Origin of the sequence: Rhodococcus sp. NPDC019647, assembly GCF_044389235.1 — a bacterium.
Taxonomy (GTDB): Bacteria; Actinomycetota; Actinomycetes; order Mycobacteriales; family Mycobacteriaceae; genus Rhodococcus_F; species Rhodococcus_F oxybenzonivorans.
The window spans coordinates 36,392-55,897 of sequence record NZ_JBIRXS010000019.1; the positions used below are offsets into that span (position 1 = coordinate 36,392).

Below are 19,506 nucleotides of genomic sequence, written 5' to 3' on the forward strand. Positions count from 1 at the left end.
GCGCTCAGACCTTCCCGCCGGTGGAAGGCTCGAAGACCGGGGTTTCCGGCAGTGCGGACAACTCGGGGCCGGTGCCGAAACGCTGCAAGTCGCCCGCGGACTCCGCTGCGCTGAGGCGCGAGCGGCGCCACGCGACCACCAGCAGTCCCGCCCACAACCCGACGAGCACGACATAGCCGAATGCCGACAGCGCTCCACTCACGTCGAACGTCGAAAAGAGCTTCTGTGCGTTGGTGATCACGATGATTCCCCCGACACCGGTCCCGAGCAGCGTCGCCGGGACCCGGCTCACCAGCCACGCCGCCAGGGGTGCAGCGAGGACTCCGCCCAGCGCCAGTCCGGCGATGATCAGCAGGTTGTCGAAGAAGGCGCTACCGAGGCCGAAGATGAAGCCGAGACTGGCCGCACCGGATACCAGGAACTCCGAGGCGCTGACAGACCCGATGACGGTCCGCGGTGCAGTTTTGCCGCGGGAGAGCAGGGTGCTCGACGTGATCGGACCCCAACCACCGCCACCGCTGGCGTCGATGAATCCACCGAACAAACCCAGCGGCGACAGAAATGCGGCCGTGTGAGGGGACGTTCGGGCGCCGTCGACCGCCGGCGGCCGGATCGAGAACCTGAGCAGCACATAGATTCCGATGGCCAGCAGAATGGTGGCTGTCACCGGGGCCGCCGCTGCGGTCGACAAGCTGGACAGGACGACGGCACCGAAAAAGGACCCGATCGCGCCGGGCACGCCGAGTCGCAGGACGAGCGACCAGTCGATGTTGCGGAATCGCCAATGCGCCGCCCCCGAAGCGAGGGTCGTGCCGACCTCCGCGAAATGAACGGCAGCGCTCGCCTGCGCCGGCCCGACCCCACTGACGACGAGCAGGGTCGTGGCCGTCACACCGAAAGCCATCCCGAGCGCTCCGTCTACCAGTTGGGCACCCACGCCGACCAGCGTGAAGATCAAGAGCTTGAACATCGGGACTCCGAGCGGGGGAAGCGAACGTCAGGGCAGCGAAAGACCGGCCCGTAGGCCGGTCAGCAACATCCCTGATCGAAAGCATGACCCCGGCGCGACGGCCAGAACGGCATGAGAGCGAGCACGGCCGCGGGGCCTGCCATCGCGCTCGAGCCGTTCATGGACACTCCGTAAGCCGTGAGAAAGGCGCGGACTACCCGCGCACGTCGTTCGAGATTAGCGGGGCGGTTCTACGCCTGTCACGTCGACCCGCCCGGCCCGTCACAACTTGCGTGCCGAGATTTCCAGACCCGCGTCGCGGAGGCGGGTGACCAGGACGTCACCGAGCGCCGTCGCCGGAGTGAGGACACCGGCCGCGGCGGGGAGCGCATCGCCGCCGAGAACCAGGCCGAGCGCGGATTCACCCAACATGACCGCCGTGGCGCGGTACCCCGGATCGCCTTGGGCCTTCACCCGAGCGGTGTACCGGGCACCCGTCGTGGTGGCCGTATAGATGTCGATCGTGAAGTGGCCTTTGCGTTGCGCATCCTCGCTCGGACCTTCGCCGGGTGCGGGAAGAACCCGGTCGAGGAGGTAGCGGGTGGGCGGGACGCTGAGGCCGAGTACCAATCCGCCCAGACCGACGGCGACGGCACCGGCGATGAGAGGCGAGACCGGAGACTTGCCGACGCTCATGACCTCGCGATACTTGAATTCGCGCCCGTACGCCCATTTCCGGAGGGCGTTGCTGCGCCGCACGACGCGGGTGTTGTAGGACGCCATCACGAACGGCGCCTTCCAGCCCTCGAGTTCGGGGGCGATGTCCTTACCGTTGACCACGCTGACATCGGACTGTTTTCCGAGATCGGGTTCCTGAGACCGGTCCGGGCTGAGCGAATAGGGCGATGCCGCGAGCCGGCGCAGCGCCGAATCCTTCTTCGACACGTCGACCTGGGTCCGAAGGGAGTCGATGGTCCCTCCACTCACGCCGCCTCGGAGCGAGGTGACGACCAAGGTGGTGTCGGTGAGTTCGCCGGCCCCGTCGGCCTGCACGGCTTCGTGGAGTACATGAACTCCGATGTCGGACGGAATGGAGTCGAAACCGCAGGAGTGCACGATTCGTGCGCCGGTCTCACGGGCTTTGTCGTGGTTGGCGTCGATACTGTCGCGGGCGAACAGCACCTCACCCGTGAGGTCGACGTAGTCGGTGCCGGCCTCGGCGCATGCAGCGACGAGGCCGTGCCCGTACTTGGCGTAGGGACCCACCGTCGTGGCGACCACTCTGGTGCCGGCGGCCAAGGCGGCGAGCGACGCCTGATCGTCCGAGTTCGCGACGATGATCGGCCACTGTGCTGCGCGGGGGCCGAGCGACGATCGCACCGATTCGAGCTTGGCCTGCGAGCGTCCGGCAAGGCCGATTCGCACATCGGCGGGCGCTGTGCGGGCGAGATAGTCGGCGAGAAGTTTGCCGACGAAGGCGGAAGCCCCGTAGACGACCAGATCCAGTTCACGTGCGCTGTCTGTCATGGCTCGACACTACAAGCTCGTCCAGCCACTCCGGGTGCTACGAACCGGCGTGACCGGAAGGGGTGTGCGCGAATGTGCTGCGGGCCCGGACACGGAGAATGCCGTACCCGGCCCAGGAGAGAACGACGCCGAGGGCGGCCGATATCTGGATCGCGCCGGCAGCCGACTCGGGGTACAGAACTCCGGTCAAGTAGTGGTCGATGAACCCGGAGGACGGCAGTGGAGCCTGTCCGGCCTGCACCCGGGCCCAGCTCTCGAGATGCGTGAGTGGGCAGTCGATACCTACGAGGAGTCCGGTGAAACCCCAGGCGACGGCCGCGACGTGGAGGCCGATCGTGCGCGGCAGGCGCCAGGCGAGGAAGCCGCCGGCGGCGACATACAGGATGAAGGCCAGGTGCACGACGACCGTCGCGTCGGCAACCACCCTGTAGAAAGCTGCACTCCCCATCGGTGTACTCCTGGTTCCGGGACCCGCCCTGTCATCCTAGGCGCGGCGCCGGCCCGGCCGCCGGAAGTGCGTTCAGGCGGAACCGTGCAGTTCTTCCTTGACGACGAGAACCGGGATGTCGACCTCGAGGAGGAGCCGTTGCAGCCAGCGTTCGAGAAGGAACTTGCCGATCGGTGACATGCGTCGGGTACCTACGACGAGGAGGTCGGCACCACTACGGTCCACCAAGGTGTGCAGCGCACTGACCTGGTCGCCGTCGCCCGCCTCGGTGCGCAACTCCCACGAGGCCTCGCCGACACCGTTACCCTCGAGCGTGGCCTGGACTTCGGCGCACAGAGCGGAACGATCCGATTCGGCGTCCGCATCCGCAACCTCGTCGACGACGGAGAGAACCACGAGCTGTTCGTGTCGATGCACGGCCTCACGGGCGGCGTGGACGATCGCCGCCCGGCCCTCGGGGCTGTCTCGGTGGACAACGGCGATCGCCATGTGTGGTGCCTCCAGTTCAGGATTCGTTTCGAGCCCCATTATCCCCGTGCACCAGCGTCCTTCGGCTGTGTTGATGCTCTCTGGCGCGCCGGATGGGGTGCTCGGTCACCAGGGGGAGGGTTCGTAATCCTTCAGGAAGCAGCCGTGCAGGTCGATGCCCTGCTCACCCTGCACGATCGGGTCATACACCCGCGCCGCGCCGTCGACGAGGTCCAGGGGGGCGTGGAAACCCTCGTCGGCCAGCCGCATCTTCGTGTAGTGCGGTCGCTCGTCGGTGATCCAGCCGGTGTCGACCGCCGTCATGAGGATGCCGTCGTCGAGCATTTCCTTGGAACTGGTCCGCGTCAGCATGTTCAGCGCTGCCTTCGCCATATTGGTGTGCGGATGCCCTGGTCCTTTGTATGCCCGGCTGAATTGACCTTCCATCGCCGAGACGTTCACCACATACTTGCGCCGGGCGGCGGCCGCCGCCATCGCGGGTCGCAGCCGGGATACCAGGATGAACGGCGCTACCGAATTGCACAATTGCACTTCGAGCAGCTCGATCGGGTCGACCTCCTCGACGGTCTGGACCCAGCTGTTCGTGTGCGCGAGATCGGGCAGGAGGCCCCCGGCGTCGATGGCGAGACCCTGCGCGATGCGAACGGGGGAGGCGGACTTGGCGACGAGGGCGAGCGAGCTGACGGATTCCGGTGCCATCGCCGCACCGGCCATGGCCGACACGTCGGACAGGGAGCCGGCCAAAGCCGCCGGGTGCGCGTCGCTGGTCTTTCCGAAGGTCAGGACGTCGGGCAGAACACCGGCGGGCAAGGCGCCCGATTCCGCGTCCGCCAGTGCGCTGTAGGCGCCGGGGGAGCGCCGCACCGTCTGGGCGGCATTGTTGATGAGAATGTCGAGTGTGCCCTGGGCGGCAACGGAATCGGCGAGAGCGACCACCTGCGCGGGATCGCGGAGGTCGATACCCACCACCCGCAGACGGTGGATCCAGTCGGCGCTGTCCTCCATCGCCTTGAACCGTCGGATCGCGTCGTTGGGGAACCGTGTGGTGATCGTGGTGTGCGCGCCGTCGCGGAGCAAGCGCAGCGCAATGTACATCCCGATCTTGGCGCGACCACCGGTGAGGAGCGCCCGGCGTCCCGTGAGGTCGGTGCGTGCGTCCCTCTTCGCGCGGCTCTTCCCGGCGCAGTCGGGGCACAGTTGGTGATAGAACGCGTCGACCCGCGTGTACCGCTGTTTGCAGATGTAACAGGGGCGGGGACGGATCAGCGTGCCCGCGGTGGCGCCGTCGGCGTTCGACGTGAGCGGAATGCCGGCGGTCTCGTCGTCTATCCGATCAGGCGACCCGGTCGCCGTGGCGGCGACCACCCGGCGGTCCGCCTCGGCGACAGCATCCCGGGCGGCGAGTCGGCGCCGCTTCTTCAACTTCTTGAAGAGATGGCCCACGGCGCGCTGCACGGTGACCGAATCAGGGTCGGATTCGTCCAGACTTGCGGCCTGATCGAGAACCCGCAAACAGATCTCCAGATCTGCCGGATCGATTGCCGTCGCTGTTTCACCCATCGAACTTCGCCCTCTCACGAAGAAGGCCCCGGTTCGATGAACCGGGGCCTTTTCGTCTGTCTCAACTCAGAGTGTCCGAGGGGGGACTTGAACCCCCACGTCCGTTAATAGGACACTAGCACCTCAAGCTAGCGCGTCTGCCATTCCGCCACTCGGACTCGCACCCATTTCCTGGGCGCTGGGAAAGACTATCCGATGAAGCGCCACGGCCCAAATCGCCCCTTTCACCTGAGCGTTTCCGGTGGCGCGGTGGTAGGAAAGTGAAGTGCCGACTACACAGGAAACGCCAGGCCGGGGTCGCGCCGAAGCCGAGGTCGTCGAGCTCGTCAGCTCACTGATCCGCTTCGACACGTCCAACACCGGGGAACTCGCCACGACCAAGGGTGAGCGTGAGTGTGCGGAGTGGGTCGCCGCTCAGCTCCAGGAAGTGGGATACGAGACGGAATACGTCGAATCGGGGGCGCCGGGGCGGGGGAACGTCTTCGCGAGGCTGAAGGGGTCGGACCCCACCCGCGGTGCGCTGATGTTGCACGGTCACCTCGACGTCGTGCCCGCCGAGCCCGCCGATTGGCGCGTCCACCCGTTCGCCGGCGCCGTCGAGGACGGCTACGTGTGGGGCCGCGGCGCCGTCGACATGAAAGATATGGTCGGCATGATCCTGGCGGTGGCCCGCCAGTTCAAGGCCGAGGGAATCGTTCCGCCGAGGGATCTCGTGTTCGCGTTCGTCGCCGACGAGGAGGCCGGGGGCAAATACGGCTGCCAGTGGCTCGTACAGAATCGTCCCGACCTGTTCGAAGGTGTCACCGAAGCCGTCGGCGAAGTCGGTGGGTTCTCGCTCACCGTTCCGCGCCCGGACGGCACCGAGCGACGGCTGTATCTGGTGGAGACCGCGGAAAAGGGTCTCGGCTGGATGCGTCTGACGGCCAAGGGCAGGGCCGGGCACGGCTCGTTCCTGCACACCGACAATGCCGTCACCATTCTCGCGCAGGCAGTCGCCCGCCTGGGTGCGCACACCTTTCCGCTGGTCATTTCCGATTCGGTCGCCGAATTCCTCGCCGCTGCAGGCGAGGAAACGGGCCTCGATTTCGATGCAACGTCGCCCGACCTCGACGGCACCCTGGCGAAACTGGGCAGTATCGCCAATATCATCGGCGCCACGCTGCGGGACACCGCGAACCCCACCATGCTGTCCGCCGGCTACAAGGCCAACGTCATCCCGCAGACCGCGGAGGCCGTGGTCGACTGCCGCATCCTGCCCGGTCGGCAGGCCGAGTTCGAGGCCACCGTCGACGAGCTGATCGGGCCCGACGTGCAGCGGGAGTGGATCACCAACCTCGACTCCTACGAGACGACGTTCGACGGTCACCTGGTGGACGCCATGAACGAGGCGATCCTCGCGCACGATCCCGGTGCGCGGACCGTGCCGTACATGCTGTCCGGCGGCACGGACGCCAAGGCATTCGCCAAGCTGGGTATCCGATGCTTCGGCTTTGCGCCGCTGCAGCTGCCTCCCGACCTCGACTTCAGTGCCCTGTTCCACGGCGTCGACGAACGGGTACCGGTCGACGCACTACTGTTCGGGACGCGTGTGCTGGAGCACTTTCTGCTCCACAGCTGATCCATCGCCCATTCGCGACAAGAGAGGAACCGCATGTCCTACGACCCGTACGAAGCACTTCCCGACCTGCCGAGTTTCGAGCTGACCTCCGCCGACGTCACCGACGGGCAGCCGCTGAAGAAGGATCAGGTCAGTGGAATCATGGGAGCCGGCGGCTTCGACAACTCGCCACAGCTGTCGTGGTCGGGATTTCCGCCCGAGACGAAGAGTTTCGCGGTCACCGTGTTCGACCCGGATGCGCCGACCGCCTCGGGTTTCTGGCACTGGGTAGTGGCGAACATCCCGGCGGACTGCACGTCTTTGGTGAACGGCGCCGGTGACGACGACGGTACCGGGCTCCCGAATGGCGCGATCCAGCTGCGGAACGACGCCGGGCAGCGCCGCTTCATCGGGGCAGCCCCGCCCCAGGGGCACGGCCCGCACCGCTACATCGTCGCTGTCCACGCTCTGGACGTCGACACCCTCGACGGCGTGAGCGAGGATTCCACTCCGGCATTTCTGGGATTCAACCTGTTCTCGCACGCCATCGCCCGGGCGAGGATCACCGGCACCTACGAGCAGTAGGTCAGACAGCAGCAGGTCGGAAATCGGTGGCCGGCGACTTCTCTCGGAAGTCGCCGGCCACCGGTCGTTGAGGCACCCGTATCAGCGGATTACTCCCGCGCCCACCGCGTCCGCGATGCTGTCGAAGCCGGCGTCGCGGACCTTGCGCGCCAACCCCTTGTGGATCCGGCGCGCCCAGAACGGTCCGCCGTAGATGAAACCCGTATACCCCTGGACCAGCGTGGCCCCGGCCAGGATGCGTTCCCAGGCCTGCTCCGTGGTCTCGATCCCGCCCACCGAGATCAGCACCAGCCGATCGCCGACCCGCGCGTGCAAGCGGCGCAGCACTTCGAGGGACCGTTCCGCGACCGGTGCGCCCGACAGCCCGCCCGCCCCGATCGCGGTGACCTCGGCTTTCGGGGTCCGCAGGCCGTCACGCCGGATGGTGGTGTTGGTGGCGACGATCCCGGCCAGGCCCAACTCGACCGCGAGATCAGCGACGGCGTCGACGTCATCGTCCGACAGGTCGGGGGCGATCTTCACCAGGACGGGAACGCTGACGGTCTCCTGAACTGCGCGAAGCAACGGCCGCAGCGACTCGACAGCTTGCAGGTCGCGTAGTCCCGGTGTGTTGGGTGAACTGACGTTGACTACCAAGAAATCGGCAAGGGGCCCGAGGAGCCGCGCACTTGCTGTGTAGTCGGCGGGCGCTTCAGCCGCGTCGACGATCTTGGTCTTGCCGATGTTCGCCCCGATCGGAACACTCGCGCGTCGCTGCCGGAGATGGTTCGCGGCATTACCTGCGCCGTGGTTGTTGAACCCCATTCGGTTGATCAGGGCGCGGTCGGCGGGCAGCCGGAACAAGCGGGGAGCTGGGTTGCCGGGCTGAGCCTGCGCCGTCACGGTTCCCACCTCGGCGAAACCGAATCCGAGGGGACCCCACGCGTCCACACCGGTGGCGTCTTTGTCGAAGCCGGCGGCCAGTCCCAGCGGGGCGGGGAAGTCGAGTCCGAACACGGTGTTCCTCAGCACCGGATCATTGACCACGAGGACCTTGCCAACCAGCTGGCGCAGCGGGGTGACGCCTGTGGCCAGGCGCATCGCCGTGAAGGCCAGATGATGAATGCGCTCCGGGGGAACGAGGAACATCAGCCGCAGGAGCAGGTGATACAACGGGATCTCCCTAGATAGCCGGGTCGGGAACATGGTGGATGGTCTTTCGTCGTTTGAGCAGCACGCGCCGGCTGCCGTCGGAGTACAGCCGCACGCGCGAGAGCTCCCAGCCACCGAACTCCGCCTGTATGGCGAGTCTCATCGACGCACTGACCCGAGTGACATCCGGTGGCAACCGCAGCGGCACGTACTCGAAGTCTTCGGACTCGATTTCCCAGCCGGAGGGGAGACGGCGTGAATGCGACGACATCTATGAGCTCCTCGTCGGTATCTGCTGCAACCCGTCACCCGTGCCGGAACCGATGAGTAGATCACCGCTGACGGTGTCCACCGCGATCGAGTTGGGCTGGCGGACCGTGGGATAGCGTGCGGTTTCCACCCCGACGCCGCTGGCGAGGTCATAAGCGACCACCTCGTTCGTGCCGGTCGACGTGACCCACGCCCGGTTGGCCTCGTCGTCGTAAACGACGCCGTAGGGCGCATCGCCCGCCGGAAACCGCTGGCGCAGCATCAGAGTGTCTGTCGTGTACGCCAGCAACTCGTCACCGGCCGTATCGGTCACCAGAATGCGACCGAAGTGATCGGTGGTGAGTTGAGTCGCACCTTCACCGGCGCGGAGAGCGGCACCGAGGGAGGATTTCGGAATGTCGACTTCCGTGACGGAAGTCTGACCGCGGTCGAGTGCGGTGAGCGACTCGCCGACAACGGCCAGCGCATCTACCGAGGTCAATCCGTCGATCACTTGTGACTCGGCGCCCTCGCTGCCGGTGATGTGAATTTCGCCATTGCCGAGTCCTACGGCCAGCCGTCCGTCGGGTAGCTGCGCCACCGACCGGACGTCCCCGTCCGCAGGGACGGAGTCGAGCTCGGCGGATCGGAGGTCCAGCCGTCCCACCTGGCCGTTCATGGCGAGCAGTGCAGTTCCGCCGGGGGCTAGGGACACCTGCGTCACAGTCTCGTTCAACCGAATCGAACGGGGGGCGGCGCCGAGGTCGCCGCCGGCGAACAGAAGAACTTCCCTCCGGTCGCCGACCAGGACGACGGCGGTACGCGTGTCGGGGTCGATTGTGACCGACTCGATAGGTTGCCCGATCGGATGGACGACACCGGCAGGCGTCGTGGCCTGTGCGGGTGACTGAGCTGCACTGGCCGGCGCGATGGTGACTGCCTGATCCTCGTCGTTGCTCGAAGAACAGCCCGTGACCAGCAAAAATGCCGCTCCGACGCACGACGCGACGACGCGCGCTCCAGGTCTGCCCATGCGCTGCTCCTCGGGTTTCTCTTCTGTCCGTACCTGCACAACTGTCCACCAAGCATCCCTGATTCGCGAAACACCGGGCAAAGCGGTCGGTGCCCAGCGCGTCGCGAGGCGATACCGTAGGGGCTATCGACCCCACGTGCGGTTGTTCCCGACAACCGGACGAGGTCATCGAGGAGAACACCGTGGAACTACCCGAAACACCGACGTTCACCGTCGAAGACGTCTCGGTCGGCCCGCACGCGCACGGCTTCGGTCGCACCGCAGAGGGGAACTCCTATGCCTTCCGGGTACGGAAGAGCACCCTGTTCGTCGAGGTGTACCGGGCGGACGTCGAGACGGATGTGCCGGCACCGGACGACATCATCGCGACGGCTCGTCGCTCGATTCGCGAGATCGATCTGACCGACGAACGCTCCATCGTCGCGGTGGTGCGGGATGCGGTAGCCGCCCCCGATTCGGTTGTCGTCGGGCAGGAAGACGGCAGAACGGTCCGCGCTGTACTGAGCCGCCTCGGCGCCGTCATCGACGGACTCTGACACCCGTACGGCCTCAGCGTGGGTCACGTCGAGGTAGCACCAGGGGCGTCCCGGTTTCCGGGTGCGCGATGACCTCCACGGGATGGCCGTAGACGCGGGTGAGAAGCTCCGGGGCCAGCACTTCCCGGGGTGGGCCGTCGGCGGCGACGCGGCCGTTCTCGAGCACGACGATCCGGTCCGCATAGGCGGCGGCGAGCGCAAGGTCGTGCAGCACCACCACCACAGCGGTGCCGGCGCGTGCACGGTCGCGCGCAAGCCGCATCACTGTCTCCTGGTGACCGAGGTCGAGCGCTGCGGTCGGTTCGTCGAGCAGAATCGTCTCGGTGCGCTGAGCGAGCACTCGTGCCAGCGCGACGCGAGCACGCTCACCGCCGGAGAGGGCGGTGAAAGGTCGATCGGCGAAGGGCTCGACATCGCAAATTCTCATCGCCTCGGCGACTGCGGTGACGTCCTCGTCCGACCGGGACGTTCTTGCCCACGGGGACCGGCCCATCGTGATGACCTGGCGTGCGGTGAACGAGAATCCCACCGTGTTCTGCTGGGGGAGTACGGCGCGGCGCTGAGCCATCTGGAGGGGCGTCCACGTGTCGACGTCCCGGTCGTCGAGGTGGACGGTGCCCGACTGCACGTTCTGATCGCCCGACAGCGCCGCGAGGAGGGTTGATTTGCCGGCGCCGTTGGGTCCGACGAGTACGAGAACCTCACCGACGCGCACGTCCACCGACACCTTGTCCAGCACGGGTCGTCCCCCGCGGTGGACGTCGATGTCGACCGCGCACAGCGTTACCGCGCCCGGGCGGGGTACCGGCGGAACCGGATCGGTCCGGCGGAGGAAATTCTGCGCGAGAGCTTCCCGGATTCTCGTCCGCAGACGGCTGGGGCTCATGCCCAACCGCCCTGGCGGGCTCGGGTACGGCGGAGCAGCCAGAAGAAGAACGGTCCACCGACCAGAGCAGTCAGCATGCCGAGGGGAAGGTCCGCGTTGGCCACCAGGGACCGGGCGCCCAGGTCGGCGAGTAGGAGCACCAGCGACCCGCACAACGCGCTGGCCGGAATGAGCACTCGGTGCCCCGGACCGACGGCGATACGCATGAGGTGGGGTACCACCAGGCCGACGAACAGAATGATCCCGGTGAAGGCCACGCTCGACGACACCAGTAGCGCGACGATGAGGACGGCGATCAGGCGCAAACGCTCGACGTCGAGTCCCAGATGTCGCGCTGCGCTCTCACCGAGCGAGAGTAGGTCGAGTTTTGCCGCGATCACCATGGTCGCGGCGATACCGGCGACGGTCATCGGCGCCACTACCGCGACAGCGCTCCACGTGGCGCCGTTGAGGCTTCCCAGTTGCCAGAACACGATCTGGTCACGGGCGGCCGGCGAGGCAATGAAGGTGAAGAAGGCGATCAGTCCGCCCGCGAAGGCATTGACCGCGACGCCTGTGAGTACGAGGGTGACCACCTCGGTGCGGCCGTCGTGGCGGGCGAGGACGTACACGGCGACGGTCGTGATGAGTCCGGCGATGAACGCGGACGCGGCCACGGTCCACCCGGCCGCGAACGCCCCGCCGACGACGATGGCGGCACTGGCACCGACGGCTGCCCCGGCGGAGACCCCGATGACGCCCGGCTCGGCCAGAGGGTTGGCGAAGACGCCCTGCAGGAGAGCACCGGCGCAGCCGAGGGCCGCGCCGACGAGGATCGCGAGGACGACCCGGGGGAAGCGGACCTCCCACAGCGTGACCTCACCGCTGGGATGTGCGGGGAGGGGACCCAGGTCGAGTCCTACGCGGTGCGCGATGCTGCCGAGCACCTCGCCCGGTCCGGTGGGCACCTGACCGATGCACGCGGAGAACACTGCGGCGACCGCGAGCGCGACCAGCAACCCGGCCAGCACGATGCCGGTGCGTGTTCGAGAAGAAGCCTGAGCTGGTGTGACGGTGCCGAGGCTCATCGATCGGCCGGCTGATAGACGGCGTCCGCCAAGGCGTCCAGCACACGACCGGTGTTGGGTCCGAAGCTGAGAAGCACCCCGTCCTGCATGTCGACGACACGCTGGTTCTTTCCTGCCGGGGTCTGCGCGACACCGGGAATCTTCGCGAGTCCGTCGATCCCCCCGATCGATTCGAGGCCACCCGTCATCATCAGGATCACATCGGGTGCTGCGGCGATGAGGGCCTCGCTGGTGATGGGTGCGAACTGCTGGGTGATTCCGGAGGCCGTGCCTGCGTCGACGGCTCCGAGGGCCTCGATCAACGAGTCGGCCCCGGATCCCCGCCCGCCGATCATGGTGATCGCGGTGCCGCGCAGATAGAGGAAGGCGATCTTCAACGGATTCTCACCGTCGGGCGCCCGGCTGCGGGCCGCTGCGATCTCGTCGTCGGTGCGGGCAGCGAGTTCGGCTCCGCGCTCGGGGACACCGAGCGCGTTCGCCACCGCGATGATCTGCGGGGACACGCCGGCGAGGGTGCGCGTCGGGTCGAAGTAGACCACCGGAACGCCCGCCGCGCGCAATTGATCCTGAACGCCTTTCGGTCCGATGCTGGTGTCGGTGAGAATGACCGTCGGCGCGAGATCGAGTATTGCCTCGGCGCTGAGTGACTGGCCGCCCGGCGTCACCACCGGCACACCGGCGGCGGCGGGGAACTCGGCTGCGATGTCGCGGCCGACCACGTTGTCCCCGAGCCCGAGAGCGAAGACCGTTTCCGTCAGGGTGCCGTAGCGGTCGGCGGTCACGATACGGCTCACGTCGTCGATCGTGACGTCCACGCCGTCGAAGCTGCGGACCGTGGTGGGCAGCACCGGTGCGGCCGTCGACGCGACAGGTTGCGGATCGAGATCGTCCAGCACCGCGGTGTGCGTGCCGTGTGGGCCCGTCCCACCGTCACCGGTTGCGGATGTGCATGCGGAAGCGCCGACGGCGGCGACGAGCACCACTGCCAGTACTGCGAGAACTGATCGGGGAGAGCACGTGCGGACCACGGGCCTCACCGCGCGAGGTAGCTGTCGATGTCGGCTTCGAGATCGGCGAACAGGTCACCGTTGAGTCGATACGCGAGGTTCACCTCGTCGATCACCCGTTGCTGATCGGCCGCGGACAACGGGGCGGCGTCGAGTTTCGCGCGATACGCATCCTTGAACAGTTTCGGTTTCGGGATCTCCTCGAAGATGTAGAACCGCAGGCCGTTCTCGGTGTATCCATATGCTCGTTCGAGCATCCGGCGAATGATCTGACCACCGGACAGATCGCCCATGTACCGAATGTAGTGGTGCGCAACGAAACCGGCGGGCCAGTCGTACGCCACCTCACGCAGCCGCTCGAGGTACCGGGTGGTGGCGGCGAGCGGGGACACGGTGTCGCGCCACGACGAACCGCGCAGGTAGGCCAAATCCGCTTCCAGGGCCGGCACGCGTATCAGCTTCTCGGACAGAAACGGTGAGGCCACCGGATCATCCGTGTGGGTGCGTCCGGCCTCTTCCAATTCGCGGTAGACGAGATAGGTCTGGGCAAGCAGTTCGGCGTAGCCGTCCGAACTCAACTCTCCGGCGAGTAACGCTCCGACGAACCGGGACTGTTCGGTCTCGCGGTGAGCGGCGTCCGTGCCGTCCTTGATGCGCTCGGCGAAACCGACCGCTCGGCGATCGGCCGCGTCGGCCTCGTTCAGCGTGGTCATGAGCTCTCCTGCATCTACGACGTCGACCGTTGAGCACCAGGTTAGCCTGGCCTGCTTTATCGCGGCATTCGCACGGAGGGCGCCCCACGGGCCCCTCAGGCGCTGACGTCGTCGAGAGCCGCCGAGATGGCGGGTGGCAATTCGAGTTCCTCGGCGACGAGGACACCGGTCAGCTGGGCGATGTCCCGGGCGCCGACCACCGCGCTCGCGACCCCGGGACGGTCCCGTGCCCACGCGAGCGCGACCGCCAGCGGTGAGGTCCCGAGCCCGTCCGCGGCGGTGACGACGGCATCGACGACACCGACCGAGGAGTCGGTGAGGTAGTTCTGCACGTCCTGGGAGTGCGCGTCGTCGGCCCCGCGGGAGTCGACGGGAATCCCGTTCCGATATTTACCGGTCAGGACGCCGCCCGCAAGAGGCACCGCCGCGAACACCCCGATCCCGTGATGTGCGGCGGCAGGAAGAAGTTCCTCTTCGACCCCGCGCGCGAGCAGGGAGTACTCCACCTGCGTGGCGACGAGGGTGGTACCGCGAGAGGCTCCCGCAGCGGTGGCCAGCTGCCACCCGAGGTAGCCGCGGGCGCCGACATACCGGACGCGGCCACTCGAGACCGCGAAATCCAGTGTCGCGGCCACCTCGTCGACCGGGGTGAACGGATCCCAGGTGGCGACCTGCCACATGTCGAGGTAGTCGGTTCCGAGTTCGCGGAGGGTGGCATCGAGTTGAGCGAGTAGCCCTCGGCGCGAGCAGTCGACCCGCAAGGGGCCGTGCGGGTTGATGCCGGCACTCGAACTCAGGACGAGTTCGGTTCGGGGTACCACGTCGTCGAGCAGTTCCGCCAGAATGCGCTGCGCTGCACCGTCACCGTAGGCGGGCGAGGTGTCTACGAGGGTGCCGCCGGCATCGACGAAGGCCGCGATCTGCGCGGCGGCTTCGTCGCCGTCGGTGTCGCGTCCCCAGGTGAGTGTGCCCAGGCCGAGGCGTGACACCCGCAGACCACTTGCTCCGACCGATCTCTGTTCCATAACCGCCTGCGTCTCGTGCTGTTTCCCCGGACGGCGACTGCCACCCGGGACGGGCCACCACAGGAGCAGAGTAGTGGTGTCGCGCGGAACCGGCTGTCCTGCCACGCCGGATTCTGCTGCGACCGGGGCCTCCCGGTACCGTGGCGCCGGTGAATGACGAACGCGACATGGGAAATTGGCGTCCTGACAGCAGATTCGAGGCCTCGCGGGCCGGTGTGTTTCACCTCGGGACGGGTGAGTGATGGGGGAGGCGATGTCGTGGCTCCAGGCGATCGTCCTCGGAGTCGTCCAGGGGTTGACGGAGTTTCTGCCCATCTCCTCGTCCGGCCATCTGCGGATCGTGTCCGAGGTCTTCTTCGGTGACGACGCAGGCGCCTCCTTCACCGCCGTCACCCAGCTCGGCACCGAGGCGGCCGTTCTCATCTACTTCGCCCGAGACATCGGCCGGATCGTCGTCGCGTGGTTTCGCGGATTGCTGCATCCCGAGCATCGAGGTGACCTCGATTACCGGATGGGCTGGTACGTGATCATCGGCACCCTTCCGGTCGGAATTCTCGGCTTCCTCTTCAAGGATCAGATCCGCACCGGGGCACGCAATCTCTGGCTGATCGCCACCATGTTGATCGTCTTCGCGCTCGTCATCGCAGCGGCGGAGTACTACGGACGCAAGGTCCGTCCGGTCGAGGACCTTCGCGCCAAGGACGGCATCATCATGGGTTCGGCCCAGGCACTCGCGTTGATTCCCGGCGTCTCGCGGTCCGGCGGCACGATCAGCGCGGGCCTGTTCCTCGGACTGACCCGAGAAGCCGCGGCACGCTATTCGTTCCTGCTGGCTATTCCGGCCGTGGTCGCATCGGGTCTGTTCAGCCTCCCCGACGCCTTCGAGCCCGCGGGGGAGGGCCTCAACGCGAGCGGTGCCCAGTTGCTCGTTGCGACGCTGATCGCCTTCGCCATCGGGTACGCCTCGATCGCGTGGTTGCTCCGCTTCGTCGTCGACCACTCGATGTACTGGTTCGTCGGCTACCGGATCATTCTCGGCGTCGTGGTGCTGTCACTCCTGGCAACCGGTGTCGTGTCGGCAACCTGAGATCGGGCGGCCTGCGGGTGCGCGACACTAGGCTGGGCCAATGACTGTTGTCCTGCTGCGCCATGGGCGGTCGACCTCCAACACTGCACGCACGCTCGCCGGCCGGTCGCCGGGAGTCGAACTCGACGACCACGGCCGGGAACAGGCAGAGGCGGTTGTCGCCAGGCTCGCGGACGTCGTGATCGAGGAAATCGTGCACTCACCGTTGTTGCGGTGTGAGCAGACGGTGCAGCCACTCGCGCGGGCGCGGGGGCTCACCCCGGTGGTCGAACACCGGCTCGTCGAGGTCGACTACGGCGACTGGACCGGCCGTGAACTGAAGGCCCTGCTGGAGGAGCCGCTGTGGAAGGTCGTCCAGCAACATGCGTCCGCCGCGGTGTTTCCGGGCGGCGAGGGCCTCGCCCAGGTGCAGGCCCGGGCAGTCGCAGCCATCCGTGAGCACGATGCCCGGCTCGCGGAACGGCACGGCCGGGACGTGGTGTGGGTGGCATGCTCGCACGGTGACGTGATCAAGGCGGTGCTCGCGGATGCGCTCGGCTCCCATCTCGACGGCTTCCAGCGGATCGTCGCCGAACCCGCGTCGATCAGCGTCGTCCGCTACACCTCCACCCGGCCGTATGTGCTCAAGATGAACGACACCGGCCACGACCTGTCGGCGGTCAACACTCCACCGGCGTCGGGGGACGGTGCCGCCGCCGAAGTTTCGGGGTCGGTCCCCGGCGGGGAGGTTCGCCTGTAACGATTGACGGATAATGAACGGGGCACGCTGCTAGGAAGAGTCCCAGACGGATCAACGAGTGGGCAGCGCCGCAGAAGGGCCCGGCTCCAGCTGAAGGAGGTGCAATGTCACGCGCAATTCACGTATTCCGCACTCCTGACCGGTTCATTGCGGGAACGGTGGGTGAGCCCGGCGACAGGACGTTCTATCTCCAGGCGGTTCACGAGACACGTGTCGTCAGCGTGTTGTTGGAGAAGCAGCAGGTTCAGGTACTCGCGGATCGGATGGGACTCCTGCTCGAGGAAGTACACCGCCGGTTCGGTACGGAAGTACCACCGCAGGGCGCCGAACTCGATGACGCGAGCCCGCTCGTCACCCCCATCGACGCCGAATTCCGGGTCGGAACCATGGGCCTGGGCTGGGACGCGGACGCCGGAGCCGTCGTCGTGGAGCTGCTGGCCGTCACCGAGACCGAGTTTGACGAGTCCGTCGTTCTCGACGACTCCGAGGACGGCCCGGATGCCGTACGGGTCTTTCTCACCCCGTTGCAGGCCAGGGACTTCTCGCTGCGTTCCGAACGAGTCATCGCCGCCGGCCGGGCGCCGTGCCCGCTGTGCGGGGAGCCGCTCGCGCCGGAGGGGCACATTTGTATCCGCACCAACGGATACCGCCGCGGCCACAGCTTCGGCCTCACCCCGGAAACGGACGAGGAGGACTGACAGTTGCCCGCCGAGGAGTCGGACCCTCTGGAGTTCGGCGAACTGACCCTCATCGGCCAGATCACCCACGCCAGTAACGCGACATTGGTCTGTGATGCGGTGATCGGTGAGACCGCGGTCCGGTGTGTGTACAAACCGATTCGCGGGGAGCGGCCGCTGTGGGACTTCCCCGACGGAACCCTCGCCGGCAGGGAGTACGCGTCGTATCTGGTGTCCGAACAGCTCGGATGGGGTGTGATTCCGCGCACTCTCCTTCGGGACGGTCCATTCGGACGGGGGATGGTGCAGCAATGGGTGGACACGGCCGACCGCCACGGAGACGATCGGCCCGGACTTGATCTGGTCGACATCTGCGCGCCCGGCGCGGTGCCGGACGGTTGGTTCGAAATTCTTCGCGCCAGCGACATGGATGGCGAGCCGGTGGCCCTCATCCACGCCGACGACCCCCGGCTGCAGCGCATGGCTGTCCTCGACGTACTCATCAACAACGCCGACCGCAAGGGTGGGCATGCGCTCGAAGGACTCGACGGTTCCGTGTACGGAGTCGACCACGGCATCTGCCTGCACAGGGAGAACAAATTACGGACCGTGCTGTGGGGGTGGGCGGGGACGCAGGTGCCGGGTGCCCTGGTGGTCGACATCGCCGAATTGATACCCGCGCTCGAGGGCGACTTCGGTGCGCGGCTCGCGGAGCACATCACCTCCGCCGAGGTCGCGGCGCTCTACGAACGGGCGGTCGACCTGCTCGACGCCCCCGTGATGCCCCGTCCCAACGGACACCGGCCGATCCCGTGGCCCGCATTCTGAGACGTTCGTGCACGACCCAGGAATCCGGGTTCCCGGCGACGGGCGGCGGCTCCCTCGAGGGCGGTGACGCCGGTCCACTAGGCTCGCAAGCATGCAGTCTTGGTCCGATACCGCTGTCCCGTCCGTCCCTGGCCAGGGTCCCCCTCTGCGGTTGTTCGATACCGCTGACCGGCAGGTTCGACCGGTCACCCCGGGGCGCACGGCGACCATGTACGTGTGCGGTATCACTCCCTACGACGCCACCCACCTCGGCCACGCCGCCACCTACCTGACATTCGATCTGGTCAACCGGCTGTGGCGTGACGCCGGGCACGAGGTGCATTACGTCCAGAACGTCACCGATGTCGACGACCCGCTGTTCGAGCGCGCCGCCCGTGACGGCGAAGACTGGGTCGTCCTCGGCATGCGGGAGACGGCGCTCTTCCGCGAGGACATGGAGGCCCTACGGGTCATCCCGCCCCGCGACTACATCGGCGCGGTCGAATCCGTCAACGAAGTGGTGGAACTCGTCGAGAAATTCCTCGCCTCCGGTGCCGCGTACATCGTTGACGACGCAGAGTTCCCCGATGTGTACTTCCGTACAGGTGCCACCGAGCAGTTCGGTTACGAGTCCGGATACGACCGCGAGACGATGGAGAAATTCTTCGCCGAGCGCGGGGGAGACCCCGACCGCCCCGGCAAGGAAGACCCCCTCGACGCCCTGGTGTGGCGTGCCGCCCGCCCCGGCGAACCGTCGTGGCCGGCACCGTTCGGGCAGGGCCGTCCCGGCTGGCACATCGAGTGTTCGGCTATCGCCCTCAATCGCATCGGCTCGGGCTTCGACGTGCAGGGCGGAGGCAGTGACCTGATCTTCCCGCACCACGAGTACTCGGCTGCACATGCCGAATCCGTGACCGGCGACCGTCGCTTCGCACGCCACTACGTGCACACCGGGATGATCGGTCTCGACGGCGAGAAGATGTCGAAGAGCCGTGGCAACCTCGTGTTCGTGTCGAAGCTGCGGGGCGAAGGCGTCGACCCCGCTGCCATCCGGCTCGGACTGCTGTCGGGGCACTACCGGCAGGACCGTCCGTGGACCGAGCAGGTGCTCGCCGACGCGCACACCCGGCTGAAGCTGTGGAAGGACGCCGCCGCCCTCGAATCGGCGCAGTCGGCGACGGACACCATCGCGCGGCTGCGTCAGCATCTCGCCGACGACCTCGACACCCCCAAGGCGCTCGACGCACTCGACGGCTGGGCCCGCCGCGCGCTCGATCACGGCGGTTCCGACACCGATGCCCCGCGCCAATTCGCTGCAGCGGTCGACGCGCTGCTCGGCGTCCGACTCCACCCGTGAGTACTTCTTAACCAAAGAAGTACTCACGGCTCCCGGT

The 19,506-nt window shown here is 67.1% G+C and carries 21 protein-coding genes and 1 tRNA gene; 8 read left to right on the plus strand and 14 right to left on the minus strand.

From position 1 onward, the window contains the following. Positions 1-4: 4 nt before the first annotated feature. From ACH49N_RS26505 to ACH49N_RS26530, 6 genes are all read right to left on the minus strand, one after another. Positions 5-970, minus strand: a complete 966-nt coding sequence (locus tag ACH49N_RS26505) for a sulfite exporter TauE/SafE family protein (protein ID WP_358275448.1) — start codon at positions 968-970, stop codon at positions 5-7. A gap of 261 nt (positions 971-1,231) precedes the next feature. Beyond that, positions 1,232-2,476 carry a saccharopine dehydrogenase NADP-binding domain-containing protein gene (locus ACH49N_RS26510; RefSeq protein WP_358275449.1) on the minus strand — a complete coding sequence of 415 codons (1,245 nt, stop codon included), beginning with the start codon at positions 2,474-2,476 and terminating at the stop codon, positions 1,232-1,234. Between the two features lie 37 nt (positions 2,477-2,513). Continuing rightward, positions 2,514-2,924, minus strand: coding sequence for a DUF2784 domain-containing protein (locus tag ACH49N_RS26515; RefSeq protein WP_159921965.1), 411 nt, complete (start codon positions 2,922-2,924; stop codon positions 2,514-2,516). 72 nt (positions 2,925-2,996) lie between these two features. Beyond that, the gene (locus ACH49N_RS26520; RefSeq protein ID WP_159921967.1) at positions 2,997-3,413 is read right to left on the minus strand and encodes a universal stress protein; all 417 of its coding nucleotides are present in this window, start codon (positions 3,411-3,413) and stop codon (positions 2,997-2,999) included. A gap of 105 nt (positions 3,414-3,518) precedes the next feature. Further along, positions 3,519-4,973, minus strand: coding sequence for an SDR family NAD(P)-dependent oxidoreductase (locus ACH49N_RS26525; RefSeq protein ID WP_358275450.1), 1,455 nt, complete (start codon positions 4,971-4,973; stop codon positions 3,519-3,521). Between the two features lie 72 nt (positions 4,974-5,045). Next, positions 5,046-5,131, minus strand: a tRNA-Leu gene (locus ACH49N_RS26530). A gap of 107 nt (positions 5,132-5,238) precedes the next feature. Between ACH49N_RS26530 and ACH49N_RS26535 the strand changes: the two genes are divergently transcribed. Then, positions 5,239-6,591: a M20/M25/M40 family metallo-hydrolase gene (locus ACH49N_RS26535; protein ID WP_109329501.1), complete on the plus strand. Its 1,353-nt coding sequence runs from the start codon at positions 5,239-5,241 to the stop codon at positions 6,589-6,591. 33 nt (positions 6,592-6,624) lie between these two features. Then, entirely contained in the window at positions 6,625-7,155 is a 531-nt protein-coding gene (locus tag ACH49N_RS26540) for a YbhB/YbcL family Raf kinase inhibitor-like protein (protein ID WP_159921973.1), read from the plus strand. A gap of 81 nt (positions 7,156-7,236) precedes the next feature. Here ACH49N_RS26540 and ACH49N_RS26545 read toward each other — a convergent pair whose 3' ends face one another. From ACH49N_RS26545 to ACH49N_RS26555, 3 genes are read right to left on the minus strand one after another with little or no spacing between them, the layout of a single operon-like run. After that, the gene (locus ACH49N_RS26545; RefSeq protein WP_358275452.1) at positions 7,237-8,307 is read right to left on the minus strand and encodes a quinone-dependent dihydroorotate dehydrogenase; all 1,071 of its coding nucleotides are present in this window, start codon (positions 8,305-8,307) and stop codon (positions 7,237-7,239) included. A gap of 10 nt (positions 8,308-8,317) precedes the next feature. Next, on the minus strand, positions 8,318-8,557 hold the full coding sequence (locus ACH49N_RS26550) for a DUF5703 family protein (RefSeq protein ID WP_358275454.1): 240 nt from the start codon (positions 8,555-8,557) through the stop codon (positions 8,318-8,320). Continuing rightward, positions 8,558-9,568 carry a hypothetical protein gene (locus ACH49N_RS26555; protein WP_358275456.1) on the minus strand — a complete coding sequence of 337 codons (1,011 nt, stop codon included), beginning with the start codon at positions 9,566-9,568 and terminating at the stop codon, positions 8,558-8,560. A 182-nt stretch (positions 9,569-9,750) separates the two neighbouring features. Between ACH49N_RS26555 and ACH49N_RS26560 the strand changes: the two genes are divergently transcribed. Further along, positions 9,751-10,104 carry a hypothetical protein gene (locus ACH49N_RS26560; protein ID WP_109329511.1) on the plus strand — a complete coding sequence of 118 codons (354 nt, stop codon included), beginning with the start codon at positions 9,751-9,753 and terminating at the stop codon, positions 10,102-10,104. 13 nt (positions 10,105-10,117) lie between these two features. On the opposite strand, the gene ACH49N_RS26565 is transcribed toward ACH49N_RS26560, so the two are convergent. From ACH49N_RS26565 to ACH49N_RS26585, 5 genes are all read right to left on the minus strand, one after another. After that, positions 10,118-10,990: a heme ABC transporter ATP-binding protein gene (locus tag ACH49N_RS26565; RefSeq protein ID WP_358275458.1), complete on the minus strand. Its 873-nt coding sequence runs from the start codon at positions 10,988-10,990 to the stop codon at positions 10,118-10,120. Further along, positions 10,987-12,057, minus strand: a complete 1,071-nt coding sequence (locus ACH49N_RS26570) for an iron ABC transporter permease (protein ID WP_358275459.1) — start codon at positions 12,055-12,057, stop codon at positions 10,987-10,989. The genes ACH49N_RS26565 and ACH49N_RS26570 overlap by 4 nt, the downstream gene beginning before the upstream one ends. After that, positions 12,054-13,094: an ABC transporter substrate-binding protein gene (locus ACH49N_RS26575; RefSeq protein ID WP_358275461.1), complete on the minus strand. Its 1,041-nt coding sequence runs from the start codon at positions 13,092-13,094 to the stop codon at positions 12,054-12,056. Before ACH49N_RS26575 ends, ACH49N_RS26570 begins: the two co-directional genes overlap by 4 nt. Beyond that, a complete protein-coding gene (locus ACH49N_RS26580) occupies positions 13,091-13,777 on the minus strand; it encodes a biliverdin-producing heme oxygenase (RefSeq protein WP_358275463.1) in 687 nt (228 codons plus the stop codon). Before ACH49N_RS26580 ends, ACH49N_RS26575 begins: the two co-directional genes overlap by 4 nt. Positions 13,778-13,872: 95 nt before the next feature. Further along, the gene (locus ACH49N_RS26585) at positions 13,873-14,802 is read right to left on the minus strand and encodes an aldo/keto reductase (protein WP_109329521.1); all 930 of its coding nucleotides are present in this window, start codon (positions 14,800-14,802) and stop codon (positions 13,873-13,875) included. Positions 14,803-15,043: 241 nt separating this feature from the next. On the opposite strand from ACH49N_RS26585, the gene ACH49N_RS26590 reads away from it, so the two are divergent. From ACH49N_RS26590 to mshC, 5 genes are all read left to right on the plus strand, one after another. Next, a complete protein-coding gene (locus ACH49N_RS26590) occupies positions 15,044-15,889 on the plus strand; it encodes an undecaprenyl-diphosphate phosphatase (protein WP_109329523.1) in 846 nt (281 codons plus the stop codon). A gap of 40 nt (positions 15,890-15,929) precedes the next feature. After that, positions 15,930-16,628, plus strand: a complete 699-nt coding sequence (locus tag ACH49N_RS26595; protein WP_159921985.1) for a histidine phosphatase family protein — start codon at positions 15,930-15,932, stop codon at positions 16,626-16,628. Between the two features lie 104 nt (positions 16,629-16,732). Next, positions 16,733-17,326 (plus strand): DUF3090 domain-containing protein, encoded by a 594-nt coding sequence (locus ACH49N_RS26600; RefSeq protein WP_159921987.1) that lies wholly within the window; start codon positions 16,733-16,735, stop codon positions 17,324-17,326. A 3-nt stretch (positions 17,327-17,329) separates the two neighbouring features. Then, the gene (locus tag ACH49N_RS26605; protein ID WP_109329529.1) at positions 17,330-18,133 is read left to right on the plus strand and encodes an SCO1664 family protein; all 804 of its coding nucleotides are present in this window, start codon (positions 17,330-17,332) and stop codon (positions 18,131-18,133) included. Positions 18,134-18,224: 91 nt separating this feature from the next. Continuing rightward, positions 18,225-19,469: a cysteine--1-D-myo-inosityl 2-amino-2-deoxy-alpha-D-glucopyranoside ligase gene (gene mshC, locus ACH49N_RS26610; RefSeq protein WP_159921989.1), complete on the plus strand. Its 1,245-nt coding sequence runs from the start codon at positions 18,225-18,227 to the stop codon at positions 19,467-19,469. Positions 19,470-19,506: the final 37 nt, after the last annotated feature.

Bases quoted from the DNA above. Each gene is read 5' to 3' on its own strand.
- ACH49N_RS26505 (WP_358275448.1), bottom strand. From the start codon at position 970: ATGTTCAAGCTCTTGATCTTCACGCTGGTCGGCGTGGGTGCCCAACTG.
- ACH49N_RS26510 (WP_358275449.1), bottom strand. From the start codon at position 2,476: ATGACAGACAGCGCACGTGAACTGGATCTGGTCGTCTACGGGGCTTCC.
- ACH49N_RS26515 (WP_159921965.1), bottom strand. From the start codon at position 2,924: ATGGGGAGTGCAGCTTTCTACAGGGTGGTTGCCGACGCGACGGTCGTC.
- ACH49N_RS26520 (WP_159921967.1), bottom strand. From the start codon at position 3,413: ATGGCGATCGCCGTTGTCCACCGAGACAGCCCCGAGGGCCGGGCGGCG.
- ACH49N_RS26525 (WP_358275450.1), bottom strand. From the start codon at position 4,973: ATGGGTGAAACAGCGACGGCAATCGATCCGGCAGATCTGGAGATCTGT.
- ACH49N_RS26540 (WP_159921973.1), top strand. From the start codon at position 6,625: ATGTCCTACGACCCGTACGAAGCACTTCCCGACCTGCCGAGTTTCGAG.
- ACH49N_RS26550 (WP_358275454.1), bottom strand. From the start codon at position 8,557: ATGTCGTCGCATTCACGCCGTCTCCCCTCCGGCTGGGAAATCGAGTCC.
- ACH49N_RS26555 (WP_358275456.1), bottom strand. From the start codon at position 9,568: ATGGGCAGACCTGGAGCGCGCGTCGTCGCGTCGTGCGTCGGAGCGGCA.
- ACH49N_RS26565 (WP_358275458.1), bottom strand. From the start codon at position 10,990: ATGAGCCCCAGCCGTCTGCGGACGAGAATCCGGGAAGCTCTCGCGCAG.
- ACH49N_RS26570 (WP_358275459.1), bottom strand. From the start codon at position 12,057: ATGAGCCTCGGCACCGTCACACCAGCTCAGGCTTCTTCTCGAACACGC.
- ACH49N_RS26580 (WP_358275463.1), bottom strand. From the start codon at position 13,777: ATGACCACGCTGAACGAGGCCGACGCGGCCGATCGCCGAGCGGTCGGT.
- ACH49N_RS26585 (WP_109329521.1), bottom strand. From the start codon at position 14,802: ATGGAACAGAGATCGGTCGGAGCAAGTGGTCTGCGGGTGTCACGCCTC.
- ACH49N_RS26590 (WP_109329523.1), top strand. From the start codon at position 15,044: ATGGGGGAGGCGATGTCGTGGCTCCAGGCGATCGTCCTCGGAGTCGTC.
- ACH49N_RS26595 (WP_159921985.1), top strand. From the start codon at position 15,930: ATGACTGTTGTCCTGCTGCGCCATGGGCGGTCGACCTCCAACACTGCA.
- ACH49N_RS26600 (WP_159921987.1), top strand. From the start codon at position 16,733: ATGTCACGCGCAATTCACGTATTCCGCACTCCTGACCGGTTCATTGCG.
- mshC (WP_159921989.1), top strand. From the start codon at position 18,225: ATGCAGTCTTGGTCCGATACCGCTGTCCCGTCCGTCCCTGGCCAGGGT.